This window comes from Halorarum halophilum (assembly GCF_013401515.1).
In the GTDB taxonomy this organism is placed as follows: domain Archaea; phylum Halobacteriota; class Halobacteria; order Halobacteriales; family Haloferacaceae; genus Halorarum; species Halorarum halophilum.
Map to the genome: position 1 here is coordinate 476871 of NZ_CP058529.1, position 17935 is coordinate 494805.

The 17935-nt window shown below is 68.7% G+C and carries 17 protein-coding genes; 11 read left to right on the forward strand and 6 right to left on the reverse strand.

The window, feature by feature from the left end:
- Position 1: 1 nt before the first annotated feature.
- A complete protein-coding gene (locus tag HUG10_RS02445) occupies positions 2-685 on the reverse strand; it encodes a PHP domain-containing protein (RefSeq protein ID WP_179168042.1) in 684 nt (227 codons plus the stop codon).
- 116 nt (positions 686-801) lie between these two features.
- Here HUG10_RS02445 and purL point away from each other — a divergent pair, with 116 nt between their 5' ends.
- A complete protein-coding gene (purL, locus tag HUG10_RS02450; RefSeq protein WP_179168043.1) occupies positions 802-2922 on the forward strand; it encodes a phosphoribosylformylglycinamidine synthase subunit PurL in 2121 nt (706 codons plus the stop codon).
- A gap of 56 nt (positions 2923-2978) precedes the next feature.
- Complete coding sequence (locus HUG10_RS02455) at positions 2979-4289, forward strand: hypothetical protein (protein ID WP_179168044.1); 1311 nt, start codon at positions 2979-2981, stop codon at positions 4287-4289.
- Between the two features lie 2 nt (positions 4290-4291).
- On the opposite strand, the gene HUG10_RS02460 is transcribed toward HUG10_RS02455, so the two are convergent.
- Complete coding sequence (locus tag HUG10_RS02460; RefSeq protein WP_179168045.1) at positions 4292-4453, reverse strand: DUF7550 family protein; 162 nt, start codon at positions 4451-4453, stop codon at positions 4292-4294.
- 160 nt (positions 4454-4613) lie between these two features.
- Between HUG10_RS02460 and HUG10_RS02465 the strand changes: the two genes are divergently transcribed.
- The 4 genes from HUG10_RS02465 to HUG10_RS02480 all read left to right on the forward strand — a co-directional run bounded on the left by HUG10_RS02465 (position 4614) and on the right by HUG10_RS02480 (position 8189).
- Complete coding sequence (locus tag HUG10_RS02465; protein ID WP_179168046.1) at positions 4614-6002, forward strand: hypothetical protein; 1389 nt, start codon at positions 4614-4616, stop codon at positions 6000-6002.
- 220 nt (positions 6003-6222) lie between these two features.
- Entirely contained in the window at positions 6223-7038 is an 816-nt protein-coding gene (gene hisF / locus HUG10_RS02470; RefSeq protein ID WP_179168047.1) for an imidazole glycerol phosphate synthase subunit HisF, read from the forward strand.
- A 104-nt stretch (positions 7039-7142) separates the two neighbouring features.
- Complete coding sequence (locus tag HUG10_RS02475) at positions 7143-7601, forward strand: hypothetical protein (RefSeq protein WP_179168048.1); 459 nt, start codon at positions 7143-7145, stop codon at positions 7599-7601.
- Between the two features lie 33 nt (positions 7602-7634).
- A complete protein-coding gene (locus HUG10_RS02480; protein WP_179168049.1) occupies positions 7635-8189 on the forward strand; it encodes a DUF1684 domain-containing protein in 555 nt (184 codons plus the stop codon).
- A gap of 9 nt (positions 8190-8198) precedes the next feature.
- Here HUG10_RS02480 and HUG10_RS02485 read toward each other — a convergent pair whose 3' ends face one another.
- The 4 genes from HUG10_RS02485 to HUG10_RS02500 all read right to left on the reverse strand — a co-directional run bounded on the left by HUG10_RS02485 (position 8199) and on the right by HUG10_RS02500 (position 11192).
- On the reverse strand, positions 8199-8495 hold the full coding sequence (locus HUG10_RS02485; protein ID WP_179168050.1) for a DNA-directed RNA polymerase subunit L: 297 nt from the start codon (positions 8493-8495) through the stop codon (positions 8199-8201).
- Positions 8496-8603: 108 nt separating this feature from the next.
- Entirely contained in the window at positions 8604-9602 is a 999-nt protein-coding gene (locus tag HUG10_RS02490) for an MBL fold metallo-hydrolase (RefSeq protein ID WP_179168051.1), read from the reverse strand.
- A gap of 359 nt (positions 9603-9961) precedes the next feature.
- Positions 9962-10591, reverse strand: a complete 630-nt coding sequence (locus HUG10_RS02495) for a uracil-DNA glycosylase family protein (protein ID WP_179168052.1) — start codon at positions 10589-10591, stop codon at positions 9962-9964.
- 127 nt (positions 10592-10718) lie between these two features.
- Positions 10719-11192, reverse strand: coding sequence for a DUF5793 family protein (locus HUG10_RS02500; protein ID WP_179168053.1), 474 nt, complete (start codon positions 11190-11192; stop codon positions 10719-10721).
- A gap of 169 nt (positions 11193-11361) precedes the next feature.
- On the opposite strand from HUG10_RS02500, the gene HUG10_RS02505 reads away from it, so the two are divergent.
- The 5 genes from HUG10_RS02505 to HUG10_RS02525 all read left to right on the forward strand — a co-directional run bounded on the left by HUG10_RS02505 (position 11362) and on the right by HUG10_RS02525 (position 17869).
- Positions 11362-11895, forward strand: a complete 534-nt coding sequence (locus HUG10_RS02505; protein WP_179168054.1) for a DUF7549 family protein — start codon at positions 11362-11364, stop codon at positions 11893-11895.
- 176 nt (positions 11896-12071) lie between these two features.
- The gene (locus HUG10_RS02510; RefSeq protein WP_179168055.1) at positions 12072-13814 is read left to right on the forward strand and encodes a type II/IV secretion system ATPase subunit; all 1743 of its coding nucleotides are present in this window, start codon (positions 12072-12074) and stop codon (positions 13812-13814) included.
- A 3-nt stretch (positions 13815-13817) separates the two neighbouring features.
- A complete protein-coding gene (locus tag HUG10_RS02515; RefSeq protein ID WP_179168056.1) occupies positions 13818-15932 on the forward strand; it encodes a type II secretion system F family protein in 2115 nt (704 codons plus the stop codon).
- On the forward strand, positions 15929-16681 hold the full coding sequence (locus tag HUG10_RS02520) for a class I SAM-dependent methyltransferase (RefSeq protein ID WP_179168057.1): 753 nt from the start codon (positions 15929-15931) through the stop codon (positions 16679-16681). Before HUG10_RS02515 ends, HUG10_RS02520 begins: the two co-directional genes overlap by 4 nt.
- A gap of 66 nt (positions 16682-16747) precedes the next feature.
- Entirely contained in the window at positions 16748-17869 is a 1122-nt protein-coding gene (locus HUG10_RS02525; RefSeq protein WP_179168058.1) for an NAD(P)/FAD-dependent oxidoreductase, read from the forward strand.
- Positions 17870-17935: the final 66 nt, after the last annotated feature.

The following is a 17935-nucleotide window of genomic DNA, read 5'->3' on the forward strand; positions in this document are numbered from 1 at the left end:
GTTACAGGAGTTCTCCAATGCGGCGTCTCACGCGGCGCTTCGCTCCGCCGGCGAACTGGCGGAAGGAGATCCGCCACGGGGTTCGACTGCCGACGACGCTCGTACGGCCGTCCCGGATCGCCTCGAGAACGGCGTCCTGGCTGCGGTCCTCCGCACCGACCTCGGTGACGGCCTGGCCGACCATCTCTGCGATGTGGGCGTCGCTGCCCGCGGTCATCGGGACGCCGTGGTCGAGCGCGAACGCTTCGGCCTGCCGGTTCGCCCGGCCGGTGAGGAGCCGCGAGTTGTACACCTCGATGGCGTCCGCGCGGGCCAGTTGCTCGTCGGTGATGTGGGGCTGGACCCCGTGTCTGGACTTCTGGAACGGGTGGGGGATGACCGAGAGGCCGCCCTGATCGGCGATGTGGTCGAGGGTGTCGTCGAACGAGAGCCCCGTCGGGACCGGTTCCTCGATGCCGAGCGCGAGGACGTGGCCGGCTGCGCTCGTCACCTCCATTCCGGTGATACCGACGAGGCCGTACTCGTCGGCCAGGTCGGCGGCCTCGAGGCTCGCCTCGAGCTGGTCGTGGTCCGTGACGGCGAGCGCGTCCATCCCGACGGCGGCCGCCTGTTCGAGCAGCATGTCGACGGGGTCGCGGCCGTCGTGGGAGAGCTCCGAGTGACAGTGCAGCTCGACCGATAGCACGAACCCGGCTTGTCGGGGACGGTAGAAAAAGGTGCGCAGTCCGAGGCGCCGCCGGAGATGAGCACGTGCGTGCACATGGAAAGCCATTTGCCCGCCGGTTCTGAACGTGAGTATGGATGAGTCTCCCCGACGCGGACCGCGAACTCGTGACCGCGGAGCTAGGCCGCGACCCGACGCCTGCCGAGGCGGCGCTGTTCGAGAACCTGTGGAGCGAGCACTGCGCGTACCGATCCTCCCGTCCCCTGCTCGGGGCGTTCGAGAGCGAAGGTGACCAGGTCGTCATCGGCCCCGGCGACGACGCGGCGGTCGTCGCGCTCGACGACGAGACGTACGTCACGCTCGGCATCGAGAGCCACAACCACCCCTCATACGTCGACCCGTTCGACGGCGCCGCGACGGGCGTCGGCGGTATCGTCCGCGACACGATGAGCATGGGCGCGTACCCCGTCGCGCTGACCGACTCGCTCTACTTCGGGGAGTTCGACCGGGAACACTCCCGGTACCTGTTCGAAGGTGTCGTCGAGGGTATCAGCCACTACGGCAACTGCATCGGCGTCCCGACGGTCGGCGGCTCGGTGGCGTTCCACGAGGGGTACGAGGGGAACCCGCTCGTCAACGTCGCCTGCCTCGGACTCACGTCGGCGGACCGGCTGGTCACGGCGGTCGCCCAGGAGCCGGGGAACAAGCTCGTGCTCGTCGGAAACGGCACCGGCCGCGACGGCCTCGGCGGGGCCTCGTTCGCCTCCGAGGACCTGGCCGCGAACGCCGAGACCAAGGACCGGCCGGCGGTCCAGGTCGGCGATCCGTACGCCGAGAAGCGCCTCATCGAGGCAAACGAGCAACTGGTGGACGAGCGACTCCTCGTCTCCGCGCGCGACCTCGGCGCCGCGGGCCTTGGCGGGGCGTCCTCGGAACTCGTCGCGAAGGGCGGTCTCGGGGCCGACATCGACCTCGACGCGGTCCACCAGCGCGAGCCGAACATGAACGCGCTGGAGATCCTCCTCGCCGAGTCACAGGAGCGGATGTGCTACGAGGTTCGTCCGGAGGACGTGGAGCGCGTCGCGGCCATCGCGGAGCGCTTCGACCTCGGCTGCTCGGTCATCGGCGACGTCACCGACGGGAACTACGTCTGCACCTTCGCGGGCGACGGCGACCGGGAGACGGTCGTCGACGTGCCGGCGGAGTACCTCGCGGACGGCGCTCCGATGAACGACCTCAACGCGGAGGCGCCGAGCCAGCCCGAACGCGACCTCCCCGACGCCGACCTCGGCGAGGCAGTCAAGGCCGTGGTCGGGAACCCGAACACGGCGAGCAAGCGCTGGGTGTACCGCCAGTACGACCACCAGGTCGGGACGCGGACCGGCGTCCTCCCCGGTGACGACGCGGCGGTCATCGCGATTCGGGAGGCGGGCCTCGGCGTCGCGCTCTCGGCGGGGGCGGAGCCGCGCTGGACCGAGATCGCGCCCTACGAGGGCGCCCGCGCCGTCGCGCTGGAGAACGCGACGAACCTCGCCGCGAAGGGCGCTACGCCGCTGGCCGCGGTCGACTGCCTGAACGGCGGGAACCCCGAGAAGCCGGACGTGTACGGCGGATTCTCTGCAGCGGTGGACGGCCTGGCGGACATGTGCGCCCACCTCTCGGTCCCCGTGGTCGGCGGCAACGTCTCGCTGTACAACGACTCCGCGGCCGGACCCATTCCGCCGACGCCGACGCTCGCGATGGTGGGCACGACCGAGGGGTACACTGCCCCACCCGCCACCGTCTCCGGGGACGGGGACCTCCTCCTCGTCGGAGCGACGGGCGGCGCGCTCGGGGGCTCGGAGTACCTCGCCCACGCGGGCGGGTCGGACCGCTTCCCGGACCTCCCCGACGACGCCGCCTCCGTCCTGAACGCGCTCGCGGACGTCGCGGGACTCGAATCGACGCTCGCGGTCCACGACGTGAGCCACGGCGGGCTCGCGGTGACGCTCGCCGAGATGGTGGGCACGGACGCCGGCGTCGAGGCGACGCTCGCCGACGACCTCGCCCTGTTCGAGGAGACGCCCGGGCGGGCGGTCGTCGAGACGGCCGACCCCGACGCGGTCCGGGACGCCTTCGACGGCGTCGCCCCGGTCGAGCACATCGGAACGGCGACGGACGAGGGAGCACTCTCGCTGACGGTCGGCGACGAGACGCTCCGGTACTCGGCCGAGCGGATCCGGGAGCTCCGGAGCGTCATCGAGCGCGAACTGGCGTGACTGATCGCCCCGGCTCGCCCCCGTAGGCTTACGCCAGTTCGGCCCGATACGCCGGTATGCGTCCGCCGGCAGTCGTCCTCGTCGTGCTCCTCCTCGTTCTCGCCGGCTGTGCGGCCGGCGGACAGTTAGTCTCCCCTGGGAACCCTGCGAACCCGGACTCCGTATCTCAGAGTTCCGAGTACGCGACCTCGACCGCCGGAACGACAACCTCGGGGACTGCTTCGCCCACCGGGACGCCGGCCGACCGCTCGCCCCGATCGCTCGCCGCATCGTACGAGATCGAGGTCGAGGGGGGCGACCTCCCGGTGAACTACTCGCTCGTCTACGCCCGGGTCGTGGTCATGCTGAACCGGACCGAGGTCGACCCGCCGCGGCGGGTCGACATCGAGCCGGACTCCAGGATGGGTATCGGAACGTCGCGTTACCCCGAGTTCTACCGCTTGCTCGGCATCCGTGTCCCTGATGGGCGGGATCGAACGCTCACGGCCGCAGCGTACGTCGCCTCGCCCAACACGGTGACGGTGAACCGCCGGATCCTCAACCGGACCGGCTTCACCGAGCGGACGCTTGCCCACGAGTCCGTCCACGTCGTCCAATTCCGAACGAACGCGTTCAACCGGGTCGCGTCCGGCGTGGCCGAGGGCCGCCGGACGACGGACGATTCGCTGGTGAGCCGGAGCATCACAGAGGGCGTCGCGACGTACACGGAGGCGTCCTACGCAGCGCGCTACGGCACGGGGAACGCCACGCCGATCCGGACGATGGGCGACCGCTACCGGAACGCCAGCGGGGCGGCGAAGCTCGGGCTCGCGCCGTACTACTTCGGCGGCCGCTACGCCGACGACCGGGTCGACTCGCCCGCCGAGAGCAGGGAGATCTACGGCGAACCGCCGCGGACGACCGAGGAGTTGATCCACGGGCTCCCGGCCGGCTCCGAACCAGTCGCGGACCTGAACGTCTCCGGAATCGACGATGACGGCTGGGAACTCGTCCCGACGTCGCGCGACGGCTTCGGCGAACTGTTCCTCCGCGTCGTCCTCGGGAGCGAACTGAACGAGTCCAGGGCCGCAGCCGGCGCGGACGGCTGGGCAGCCGACAAGCGAGTCGCGTTCCGGAGCGAGGCCGAGGACGACGAGGGCACCGGCTACGCCTGGGTGCTCCGGTTCGACGACCCGGCGAACGCGACGGAGTTCGAGGAGGTCTTCGGCGAGTGGCGCGACGCGCGCGAGGGCGACGGGCCAGTCGCGACGGAACGCCTGGATGACCGGACCGTGGCGGTGTACCTCGGGGACGAGTCGTTCGTCACCGACGCGTCCGCGAGCGACGAGGACGACACGGTCACGGTCCGCGTCGGGGAGACGGGGTAGACTTACAGGGAGAACAGCAGCGGGAGCCCGAACGCGATGACGATGCCGACGAGCGCGACGAGCGCGCCGGTCGTGACCTGCCCGGTGGTGTACCCCTGCATGGGCGACGTGATGCGTTCGTCCGCGAACTCGCGGTAGTGTTCGTGATCGTGGTGGTCGGCCATAGCCGTGAGTGGCACGCGGCCGTACTTAATCACTCGTGAAACGCCGCCGGCGTCGATGGTCGCGCAGGCGTCGTGGGTACGGATCCTCGCGAAGTAGGGCGAGCCCTGTCACGGACAGGTACGGAATAACAAGGAATCGCTGCGCTGTCCAGTGGGACACATGCGAGAGACACGAGAGCCCGAGAACGCGGCGGGCGTCGACAGGCGGTTCGTCCTCCGGACGCTCGGCGGATCCATCGCGCTGGGCTCCCTCGCGACGGAGGTCGAGGGCGAGACCGATTCCGACGGGGACGAGGAGTACGCCGTCGTCCAGGACGACGAGTGCGTGCCCGTCGTTCCCCTGTCGGGCGACCGGACGGTCGAGGAGCTGTACGACCTCCGGATTCCCGACCGGTTCGTCGGGGACAACGGCGCGACCGACCCGGGGAGCGGACCGTACTACCAGTCCAACGGGACCTCGGACCTCCAGCGGGAGAACACGACGATCACGTTCCTCTACGAGGGTCCCGACGGCCTGAGCCTCGTCGTCGTCCACGACAGACCGGAAGGTACGGACGGCGGCTCGGTCAGTTGGACGCTCGAGGACGTGCCGTCCGACGCGGCGTGGGTCGTCAAGGACGACCTGTACATCGATCCCGATACAGACGACGAGGTCAATTTCGACCAGTGGTCGGTCGACGGGAGCGAGCACGTCGTCGACTGGACGTGGGGGAGCGCGGGGACCGACGGCGGCGCGCTCGGTCCCCTCGAGGACGACTTCAGCATCGGGCTCGACCCGGCGTTCAACGAACAGTCCGCGCTCTGGGGGGAACACTACGCGGAGGACCCGATCACCGACTGGCAAGTGCTATCGTTCCCCGACGGGCGGGAGGAGCCGGAGCGTACCTCCCTGGCGCTCGACGAGCGAGTCACGATCCGAGCGGAGGCGTGCGACGAGGGCGATTCCGCCGGCAAGATCGCCGATCCGGACGAGGGGGACGAGGACCGGAAGGACGAAGATGACCACGAAAAGGACGAGGACGACGAGAAGGAAGACGAGGACCGGAAAGACAGGGATTCGGACCGAGACGAGAAGGAGGACGACGAGAAGGATGGGCACGAGGACGAAGGGGAGGATACCGACGAAGACGAGGAGGAAGGAGTCGAGAGTGACGAGAAGGGGGAGATAGAGGACGAAGGGGAGGACGAGGACGACAACGACGGGAAAGACGACGACGAGGACGAGGACGATGGGGAGGACACCAACGAGGACGAAGAAGAGGGGGGCGAGAAGGACGACGATGAGGACGGCGAGGAGGAGGAGAAAGATGAGGAAGACAACGCGGACGAAGAGGAGGACGAGAAGGACGATGACGATGATGACGATGATGACGACGAGGAAGACGAGGACGAGGAGGAGGAGGAGGAGGAGGAAGGCGACGAAGACGATGAGGACGACGACGAAAAGGAACGCGGACGAGGAAACGGTCGCGGGAACGGCCGTGGCGACGGGGGAGGAGGTAACGGAAACGGCCGCGGCGGCGGGACCGGTCGCGGTAACGATCGGTAATCCGGGCTGCTGACCGTCGACCGACTCACTTCTTTCCGGATTGGCGACTGCTGACGGTTCGGACTCGGTCGAACCGGGACGCCCGCCGCTTCCGACCGTCGAACCGTCTCACCGAACCGCCGAAACAGGCCACGACCAACAGGCTAATACCCCGAAACGGTCTGATTTCAGGTGTGACCGAATCCCGGGAATCCGTCCCGAACGACACCCAGAACACCTCATGCCACTGACCAAGCGCATCATCCCCTGCATCGACGTGGACCTCGACGAGAACGGGGACGCCGCCGTCTACACCGGGGTCAACTTCGAGGACCTCCGGTACACCGGCGACCCCGTCGAGATGGCGAAGAAGTACAACGCCGCCGGCGCCGACGAGTTCGTCTTCCTCGACATCACCGCCTCCGCGGAGGGCCGGGAGACGATGCTCGATACCGTCTCGGCGGTCGCGGACGAGTGCTTCATCCCGCTCACCGTCGGCGGCGGCATCCGCACACGCGAGGACATCAAGGAGACGCTCCGGGCCGGCGCGGACAAGGTGTCCATCAACTCGGGCGCCATCGCGAACCCCGAACTCGTCACGAAGGGGGCCGAGTCGTTCGGGAGCCAGTGCATCGTCATCTCCGTTGACTCGAAGCGCCGCTTCGACGAGCGCGGCGAGCACTACGTCGAGGTGGACGGCGAGTCCTGCTGGTTCGAGTGCACGGTCAAGGGCGGTCGCGAGGGGACCGGCCTGGACGTGGTCGAGTGGGCCGTCGAGGCCGAGGAACGCGGCGCCGGCGAACTGTTCGTCAACTCCATCGACGCCGATGGCACCGAGGAGGGGTACGACATCCCCCTCACGGCGGCCGTCTGTGACGCCGTCTCGACGCCGGTGATCGCCTCGTCGGGCTGTGGCGGCCCCGAGGACATGTACGAGGTGTTCACCGACGCGGGCGCCGACGCGGCGCTCGCCGCCTCGATCTTTCACTTCGACGAGTACGGCATCGACGAGGTGAAGGCGTACCTCGACGAGCACGGCCTCCCGATCCGACTGTAATCCGAAGCACCACGTCCGCCGGGTCCCGAGCGACTCGCCGGTTCTCACACGGATATACCCTGACCGATACGCTTTTGCTCGGGTCGCGTACCTGGGGGTACGTAGTGACGTTCGAGCACCGGGTCGACGGCCGCCTCGCCGTCTGGGACCTGACCGAGGTCGTCGAACCGACGGACGCCGAAACGGCCGCGCTGCTCGAGGATTTTCGCACCGTCACGTCCTCGAGTGACCTCGTCGGCGTCGTCTTCGAACTGTACGACGGGGACGAGATCTCCGGCGACAGTTTCGACGACATCCCATCGTTCGTCGCGGTCGCGGAGCAGAGCAGCATCGAGCGTGTCGCGATCGCCTCGGGGGGAGACGCGTCGGTCGTCGTCTTCGGGCGAGTCCACGGCGCCGACCTCGAGATCAGTGTCTTTGACGACGTCGAGGACGCGATCGAGTGGACACGACGAGCGGACGATTCGGGGACGCGAGCGGACACGGGCAGGGAGCGACCGACGGATCCCGACGTCGAACGCGACGCGCTCGACGGCCGGTCGTCGCTCGAACACGGCCGCTGAAGGTTGAAGCCCCAGCGTCGCGTAGAGCCGAGCATGAGCGACGACGTCGGTCGATTCTACGTCGAACGGGTTCGCGAGCGACGCCGACACAAGGATGAGTTCTTCGCCGACCACCCCCAGTCGCCGATCCCGACGGCCGAGCGGTCCGACTTCGAGGGCCTCCGGTACTTCGATCCGGATCCGGACTATCGCGTCGAGGCCGAACTCCGCGAGCACGACGAACCGGAGGAGATCGCCGTGGAGACGACGGGCGAAGGCGAGCGTCGGTACCGGAACGTCGGCGAGTTTCGGTTCAGGCTGGCGGGCGAGGACGTGACCCTCAATGCGTACCGGTCGCCCGGCGACGACAGTCGGCTGTGGGTCCCCTTCCGCGATGGGACGAGCGGCGACGGGACGTACCCGGCCGGGCGGTATCTCGACCTCGAGGATCCCGACGACCGGACGGAGGGCGGCGCCTGGGTCCTGGACTTCAACGAGGCGTACAGCCCCTATTGCGCGTACTCGGAGGCGTACGAGTGTCCGCTGGTCCCGATTGAGAACTGGCTGGATGTGTCGGTGCGCGCCGGGGAGAAAACGCCGGAGAAGTGAACTGGCGAGTTACGCGGCCGAGGCGAACGCGTCCTCGATGTTCCGGTACAGCGTCCCCATCCGGTCGCTCACCGAGTCGGAGGCCGTCTCGAGCGCGTCGAGCGGGTCGACGCTGTCCTCCGTCTTGATCGAGAGAATGGGCTCGGTCTGGCCGCCGGACTGCTCCGGGTTCATGTCGTAGGTCGCCGCGGCGACGCCGTCGGTCTCGAGCAGCGCGCCCTTGAGGACGTTCATGAACGTGTGGTCCTCGCCGGCGACCTCGATGCGAAGTTCCTCGTCCGTCTTCTCGAGAACGCGGAGTTCCATGGCGAGCGATTCGCCGAGGGCGCGTTTTAGTGTTGTGTTCCTTGGTTGTCCCACTAATCCACGGGTGCTCTAGCGGAGGCCGTCGGTGAGTTCAGTCCAACTAGACCCTCACTCCTCGAACTCGACGACGCGGTCGATGCCGACGTCGGGGAACAGCGCGTCGACGTCGGGGTCCGACTCGACGAGGACGTACTCCCGGCCGTCGCGTTCGGCGACGCCGTCGGCCGCGAGGTGGTCGAGGTGCGCGAACGCCTCCCCCGGCCCGTGGAGGATGTGGATGGATTCGAGGTCGCCGAACAGGTTGGCGCTCACCTCCCAGGGCGTGCTCGGGCCGTTCCGGTCGAGCGCGTCCACTACGTTTTCGGTGCGCTCCCGGTGGTGCCGGAGGATGGTCGCCGCACGACCGGCCGGGTCGTCGATGCGGTCGCGGTGACCTGGCCAGGCACGGTCCCAGTCCCGGTCGACGATTTCGACGAGGCTGGCGACGTACTTCGCGAGTGGGGCCTCTACCCTGACGTCCGCGCCGCCGACGTTCGGCGTGTACTTCGGGAGGATCGCGTCGCCGACGAACGCCTCGTCCGCGTCGGCGTCGGCGAACGCGGTCAGGCCGGCGGCGTGGCCGGGCAGGTGGACCGCCTCGAGCGTCCGTCCGTTCACCTCGAAGGTGTCCCCGTCCACGAACGGCGTCACGTCCGCCGGCGAACCGGCGAGTTCGATGTTCCGCCGGAGCACTCCCACCAGCTCCTCCTGCGAGTCGTCGGGGATGCCCCACTCGTCGAACGTGGCCCGCTGCTGACGGGAGTCGGCGAGGAACGAGTCCCGGACGTTCGAGACGAGCGGGGCGTCGGCCTTGTGGACGTGAACGCTCGCGCCCGAGGCGTCCTGGATCTCCCCGGCGAGTCCGGCGTGGTCCGAGTGCCAGTGGGTGAGGAACAGCCGATCGATGTCCGCGAGTTCGAGGCCGTGTTCGGCGAGTCCCTCCGTCAGTTCGGTTCGGACCTCGGGGTGGGAGACGCCGGCGTCGATGAGGACCGTCTCGTCGCCCACGAGGAGATAGACGTTGTTCAACCCCTCGAAGGCTGTGTTGTGCAGCCGGATGCGTTCCATGCCACGGGATGGGCCAGCGCGGGGCAAGAGGGTTCCCATCCCTGCCACCCGACGGTGTTTCCTGCCTGGACCGCCATACATTCTCGAAATCAGACGTGACGGCCGGTAGATAAATGTCGGATGATCGCGCCGCTAGTCGGGCCTCATGTCGGAACAGGTGATCGCCGGCCGTCGGGTCACGGTCGGCGAACACCGATCAGGGACGGTCGATCGCACCGATACGCGTGCGGTCTGACAGTCAGACGCGTCCGGGTGACCGCCGACGGGGGGGTCGTCTCGGGGCGACAAAAAACCGCGGTGAGGCGTCAAAACTTGTCGCCCCCCGAACCGATGGAGGGGGGCTTCCGGAACGGCGCCCCTCACCGAACCAGGTACGGGTCGGCCCCGGCGATGAACCGACCGAGGTCGGACTCACGGCGGTAGTCGGTCGCGCGGAGCATGTCGATCGCCGCGACGAGGTCCGGGCCGTCCGTCTCGTCCCACTCTCGAGGGTCGCGCACGGGGAGGACGAGCCAGCCGGACCCGCGGAGTTCGCGACCGTGGAGCGCCTCCATATCGATCTCCGTCTTCCACGCTTGCGCGGTGTACGTCTCGAGGACGTGTTCGGTCGCGCGCTCTCCGACCGGGAGCAGGACGTGTGCGGAGATGGCGCGGAGCTCCGCGTCGAAGAACCGCTCCATGTCGTCGTACGACGCCTCCGTGGGCTCGCCGTCCGGGACGCACATGTGGAGATACGAGAGGAACGTGGAGTCGACTTCGGGCGCGTCACCTGTCGTCCGGAGCAACCCAGCCTCGGCGAGGGCGTCCTGGAGCCGTTCGGCGGCGGGAGTGCCGGTGAACGGGATGCCGGTCTCGGCGCCGCCGTGGACGCCGGGGTGGTCGCCGACGACGTGGAAGTCCGCGTTGGCGTCGCCGTAGCCCGGGACGTACCGCGAGCAGTCCGGTTCCATCCCGAACGGGTTCGAGATGCGGTCGGTGACGTTCTTCACGGGGCCGTGTACGGTCGGTTCGGCCCATGTCGTTTGCGGTTCGTCGGTGAGCGGACGATCCCGTCCGATCGAGTCGAGAGGTGACGGCGACCGTCCCACCGGGTCGAAGAACGGCGCGGCCGTCCGCTCACAGTTCGACGCCGGACGGGATGAGGCTCTCGCGGCGGAGCAGGTTCCCGTCGGGGTCGTACACGAGGAACGTCTCCTTCTCGTAGGTGACGAGCGGCTTCCCGTCGACGGTGATCTCGACCCGGAAGCTCCCGTCGTCACCGTCGCGTCGGCCGTACTCGCGGGCCGCGCGGATGAACCGGAGGACGTCGTCGGCGTCCTCGTTGAGTTCGAGGACGAAGTCGCCAGTGATCCGGTTCGTCACGCCAACGACGCCCGTCGCGTCCGGATCGCGTTCGTGGGACCCCTGGAGGCGGAAGGCGACGTCCGTCTCTTCGGCGACCAGCAGGTCGCCCTCGGTCCCGGTGAGGCGCTCTCGGAGCAGATCATCCGGCCCGTGGAAGTCGATATACACGAGGGGTTTCCGCGGCTCCCCGTCCGTGTCCACCCACTCGACGTGCTCCACGTTCAGTTCGAAGTAGTCGCGCCTCATTCCCTACGCGTGAATTTGTGGTACGCGGGTATCAACGTAACGCCACCGGCCCCGTGCCTGGGCCGGGTATCCCGGCACGGAGTCGACGCGAGGAGGACCGCGGAGCGCGACCATCGGCCCGCGAGGAGGGTTCGCACGGTTTTATGTCGCCCGGGGTTCCCGGCGTCGTATGGTCTGGGTCCGCTCGGAGTACGCGGGGGAACTTGCGGTGCTCTCGACGTGGTTCTCCGCGCTCATCCCGTGGAACGTCTTCCTCGGCTCGGTCGCGGGCGGGAGCATCGTGCTCGTCCGCTTCCCGCTGCTCGAGGTCCAGTACGCGTTCGGCGTTCCGCTCGCCCGGGGGACCAGCGTCCGTGACCCGGTGTCCGCCTACCAGCTCCAGGCGGGACAGACGGTCGCCAGCGCCTACGCCGCGTGGCTCGTCGGCGCGGCACTCCTCCTCGCCGCCATCGCGGTCTCCGTCTACTACTACCGGGCGGAGGAGCGGGCTGAGGCGTGGTCGGTCGACCCGGTGAGCGTCCTCGGCGCGCTTCTCGCGGTCTGTGGCGTCGTCTTCGCGGTCGCGTCGCTGCTGTTGACCGGCGGGTTCCTGGGGGTCGACCTCGGCGTCGGGGGCGGCCTCGACGGGATCTCGATCCCCGTCGGCGTCGTCTTCTACCTAACCTTCGGGGCGCTGCTGCTCCGTGCCGAACAGGTCGGCTGAGTCGGATTCAGATCGCCCTGTCGGGTTCAGGGAAACCCTCCCCGGGCGACGCGGGATGCGCGAACGTTCGAGGACCACCCCGCGGAGCAAACCGATCGACCGGGGGTGATTCCGACACGTGATACTCGGCGGTGCCGGATTTAAGTACGGGTGCGTCGAACCACCGACGAAACGTCATGTCCGGGGATCTGGTGGGAGCGGCGGGGTCTGAGGAGGGGCGACTGGGGGCGCTCCGCCGCCGGATCGCCCGTACGGTGGAACTCCTCCGCGGGGTGGACATCGAGCCCCGGCCGTTCCGCCCCGGCGAGGACGGCCCGCTCGCGTCGTTCAGCGTTCCGCAGGGTCACGAGGAGGTGGCTCGGTACTGGGTCAACGCCCCGTACGCGTACGTCGTCGTCAGCTACGACCCCGACGCGAGCGAGCACCAGTACCACGCAGTCGAACCGGAACTCGACGACTTCCAGGAACGGCTCCTGCGGCGCGTCGTGGACGACATCCGCGACCCGCTGCTGTACCGGTCGGACGCCGGGCAGGCCGACGTGGAGACGCTCCGGGAGGAACTGGAGTCGCTCCTCGAGCAGTACGGCGTCGATTCGGACATGGAGACGTTCTACACGCTGCTGTACTACATCAAGCGCGACTTCAGGGGGTACGGCAAGGTCGACCCGCTCTTGAATGACCGCCACATCGAGGACGTCTCGTGTGACGGATACGACCTCCCCATCTTCGTCTACCACGACGAGTACACCGACATCCAGACGAACGTCGTGTTCGCCAGGGAGGAACTGGACAACTACGTCATCCGCCTCGCCCAGCAGTCGGGCCGACACATCTCGGTCGGCGACCCCATCGTCGAGACGACGCTGCCGGACGGCTCCCGCGCCGAACTCGCCCTCGGCGAGGAGGTGACCCCGCGCGGGTCGGCGTTCACCATCCGCCAGTACGCCGACGAGCCGTTCACGCCGATCGACCTGATCGAGTACGGGACGTTCAGCGTCGAGCAGATGGCGTACTTCTGGCTCTGCATCGAGCACAACAAGAGCCTCATCTTCGCGGGCGGCACGGCCTCGGGCAAGACGACGTCGATGAACGCCGTGTCGATGTTCATCCCGCCGCGCTCGAAGGTGCTCACCATCGAGGACACCCGGGAGCTGTCGCTGTACCACGACAACTGGCTCTCGTCGGTGACGAGGGAGCGCCTCCATAAAGGGACCGACATCGACATGTACGACCTCCTGCGCTCCGCGCTCCGGCATCGGCCGGAGTACATCATCGTCGGCGAGGTGCGCGGGGCCGAGGCGGTCACCCTGTTCCAGGCGATGAACACGGGTCACACGACGTTCTCCACGATGCACGCGGACTCCATCGAGACGGTCATCAACCGACTGGAGAACGAGCCGATCAACGTCCCGCGAGCGATGGTCCAGAGCCTCGACATGCTCTCGATCCAGACGCTCACCCGCTTCAGCGACGAGCGGGTCCGTCGGGCCCGGACGATTGGCGAGATCGGCGGCATCGACCAGCGGACGGGCGAACTCGACTACTCCTCCGCGTTCTCGTGGGACCCCGAGACCGACTCGTTCCGGAAGAACGAGTCCGACCTGCTCGCGGAGATCCAGGACGAACGGGGCTGGTCGCGCGCGGAACTGCTCCGCGAACTCCGGAACCGTGAGACGTTCCTCGAACACCTCCGCGAGCGGGGAATCACCGACTACCGGCGGTTCACGGCGCTGGTGAACGAGTACTACTCGAACCCCGGTCGGGTCATGGAGCGCATCGAGGACGAGGGGTACGGGACGGCGACGGACGATGCCGAGTCGGAGGACTCCGGCGAGTCCGGTGATCCCGCCGACGACCTCGTGGCACCGTCCGACGGCTCCGACTCCCTCGCGGACGACGCGGGTGCGGGCGGTCCGTAACCGATGCTCGGGTTCGCCGTCGTCCCGCTCCTGCTCGTCGCCGTCCTGCTCGCGCCCATCGTGCTCGCCTCGTTCCATCCGCGGGTCGACCTCGCCGTGACGCGGACGGCGCTGGGATTCTTCGGGGAGTACGTCGCCGCCGAGAGCCCGCGGAAGCGCGACCAGCAGGAGCGCATCCGATCGGCCCACGCGGGCGTCACCCACCGGGTGTACGCGTCGAGGACGCTCCTCTACGCCGGGATCGCCGGGGTTGCCGGGAGCATCCTCGGTGTCTACGGCATGGGGATCCTGCTCGCGCTTCTCAGCATCAGCGGGGAGGAACTACGGGCGGCGCTCCCGTCGGCCCTCTCGTTCCTGGCGGACCTCACCAGGGCCGGGGAACTCGGCGTCGGCGACCTGTTCCCGCTGTTGCTGATCTCCTCGGCCACCGTCGGCGCCGGGTCGGCGCTGGTCGTCTACGTACTCCGGTGGGAACTGCTCGACCAGCAGGCGAACGCCCGGGCGAGCCACGTCGAGGCGACGCTCCCCCGGACAGTCGCGTTCGTCTACGCGCTCTCGCGGTCGGGGATGTCCTTCCCGCGGGTGCTGGACACCCTCGCCGAGAACGAGGAGGTGTACGGCGAGGCGGCGAGGGAACTCGGCGTGGCCGTCCGCGACATGAACACGTTCGGGACGGACGTCCTCACGGCGATGGAACGGATGGCCGAACGGACACCCTCCGAGAACATGAGCGAGTTCGGCGAGAACCTCGCGTCCGTCCTCGGGAGCGGCCAGAGCCTCTCGGCGTACCTGAAGACGCAGTACAACCGGTACCAGGAGGAGGCCGAGGCCCAGCAGGAGCAGTACCTCGAACTGCTCGCGACGTTCGCCGAGGCGTACGTGACCGTGCTCGTCGCCGGGCCGCTGTTCTTCGTCACCATCCTCGTCGTCATCGGCCTCGTCCTCCAGGACACGACGCGCCTGCTCCAGGTCGTCGTCTACGTCGGCCTCCCGCTCGCCAGCGCGGCGTTCGTCGTCTACGTCGACTCCATCACCCGGACCGCCGAAAGCGTCCAGCGGGGCGAGGAGACGCTCGACCCGCGCCGTCTCCGCGCCGCGAACGTCAACGGCGGAACCGGAGGGTCGGCCGGGCGGACGGACGGCGGCATCGCCGGCACGGACGACCGCTGGTTCGACAGTCGGGAACGGCTCGACGCCTACGAGCGGGTAGAGCGCGTTCTCAACCTGCTGAAACGGCCGGGCGATGCCCTGCTCGCCCGGCCGGAGGTGACGCTGCTCGCCACGGTGCCAGTCGGCCTTTGGTGGATCTGGATGCGCGCCGGGGCCCTCCCGCTCGCCCCGATGCCCGCTCTGCGGACGTTCGACTCGCCGGTCGTCGAGGCGACGTTGCTCGCCCTCGTCGGGTACGGGATCGTGTACGAACTCGGCAAGCGTCGGACGAGGGCCATCGAGCGGGCCGTGCCGGACTTCCTCGACCGGATGGCGAGCATCAACGAGGCGGGAATGACGGTCGTCGAGAGCATCCGTCGGCTCACGCGCTCCGACCTGGACAGGCTGACGCCCGAGATACGGCGGACCTGGAATGACATCGAGTGGGGGGCGGACGCCGCGACGGCGCTGAAACGGATGGACGACCGCGTCGATTCTCCCATGGTCTCGCGGGCGGTCGCGCTCGTCACGAACGCCATCTCGGCCAGCGGCGAGGTGTCGCCCGTCCTCGAGATCGCCGCGGACGAGACGCGGGCGACCCAGCGACTCCGGCGGGAACGGCGACAGGTGATGCTCACCTACCTCGTGGTCATCTACGTCTCGTTCGCCGTGTTCCTCGGTATCGTGGCGGCGCTGTCCGTGTCGTTCGTCCCGGCCATCGAGAACGCTGGGATCTCCGGGGCCCCGGGCGACGTCCCGGGCGGCGCGTCGTTGGGCGTGTTCGGCAGCCTCGGCGACGTCTCGACGGCGGGGTACGTCCTCCTGTTCTACCACGCCGCGGCGATCCAGGGGGTCTGCTCGGGGGTCATCGCCGGCCAGCTCGGCGAGGGTCGCGTCTCCGACGGCGTGAAACACGCGAGCGTGATGCTTTTGCTGGCGTACGTCGCCTTCGCGTTCATCGGCACATGAACGACGGCGACGATCCGAACGGGGACGGCCGGGGTGGAGATGATCCAGTCGGGGACGGCTCAGACGAGGATGGCCCGGCCGGAAACGTGGACGGAGACGGGGACGAACCGACGAGTACCGCCCGGACCGTCGGCGAGACGTACGACCGGATCGCCTCCCACTTCGCCCGAACGAGGGAGTACCCCTGGCCGGAGGTGGAGTCGTTCCTCGACGGGCGGTCGGGTGGACTCGGACTCGATCTCGGCTGCGGGAACGGTCGGCACGCGAAACCCCTCGCGGCCAGGATGGAGGATGTCGTCGGCGTCGACGTGAGCCGGAACCTCCTCCGCGAGGCGACCGACCGGGCAAGGGAACGCGGGTACGGGGACTCGTTCGCGGCGGTCCTCGGCGACGCCGCCGCGCTCCCCCTCCGACGCGATATCGTCGACGTGGCCGTCTACGTCGCCGCGCTCCACCACCTGCGTCCGCGCGAGCGGCGCGTCGCCTCGCTCTCCGAACTCGCGCGCGTCCTGACCCCGGACGGCCGGGCGCTCGTGAGCGCGTGGTGTACCAGGAGCGACCGGTTCGATCGGACGGAGGGGTTCGACACGGAGGTGGACTGGACCCTTCCCGGGGGACGGACCGTCCCCCGGTTCTACCACATCTACGACCCGGAGGAGTTCCGCGCGGACCTCGACGCGAGCGCCCTCCGGACCGTCGAGGTGTTCGTCTCCAGCGGCAACTGCTACGCGGTGGTCGCCGCGGAGTGAGGCGTTCGCTCGTCCTCGACGCACATCCGGAGGCGACTTTAACCGTTCACGGTCGTACGTCCGCACATGAGCCAGGAGTTCGACTACGACGTAGTCGTCGTTGGCGGCGGACCCGCTGGACTGTCCGCTGCGCTGTACACGGTCAGGCTGGGGCTCGAGACGGCCGTCTTCGACCGCGGTGGCGGCCGGGCCGCGATGATGCAGGATACGCACAACGTCATCGGTGTCACCGAGGAGACGAGCGGCGCTGAGTTCCTGCGCACCGCGCGCGAGCAGGTCGAGTCGTACGGCGGCGACCACCAGCAGGCGCTCGTCGAGGAGGTAACGTCCCTGGCCGACGATGCTGGCGAAGGGGACGCCGCCGACGACGGTGCCGGGGAGCGGGACAGTGACGCCGACCTCGGCTTCCGCGTCGTCGCAGGTGGGGAAGAGTACGACGCCCGCCGGGTCGTGCTCGCGACAGGGTTCACCGACGAGCGCCCCGACCCGCCCCTCCCGCGGACCGGTCGCGGACTCCACTACTGTCTCCACTGCGACGCGTACATGTTCGTCGACGAGCCGGTGTACGTGATGGGGACCGGCGACTCGGCGGCGTACGTCGCCATGATCATGCTCAACTTCACCGGCGAGGTCGACGTGCTCACCCGCGGCGCGGAACCGGAGTGGAGCGAGGACACGGCGACGATGCTGGAGAACCACCCGGTCGACGTGATCCGCGAGGAGATCGCCGGGATGAACAGGGACGGGAACGGCTGGCTGGAGTCGTTCGAGTTCGAGGACGGGACGACCCGAGAGTACCGCGGCGGGTTCCCCATGTACGGGTCAGACTACCACGCCGAACTCGCCGACGCGCTGGGGCTGGAGCGCAACGACGACGGGACGGTCGCGGTGGACGACCACGGGCGGACGAGCCGCGACGGCGTCTACGCCGTCGGCGACCTCACGCCGGGACACAATCAGATTCCCGTCGCGATGGGCGAGGGGGCGAACGCCGGCATCGCCGTCCACATGGACCTCCGTCCGTTCCCCCGGTCGACCGGGGGGATCGAGGAACTCGGCCCGGTGAGCGAGTCGGACGTGCCCGCCATCTCCCCCGAGTTGCTGGCCACGGCAGTCACCCACGAGGGTCACGCCGCTGGACCGCGCGAGGGCGTCGAACCTGAGGAGGAAGCGGCCGCGGACGACTGATCGCAAAGGGTAACGCCCTTATCCCTGCTGCGGATACTACAGCATGACTCGCGAGCGCCGGTGGTG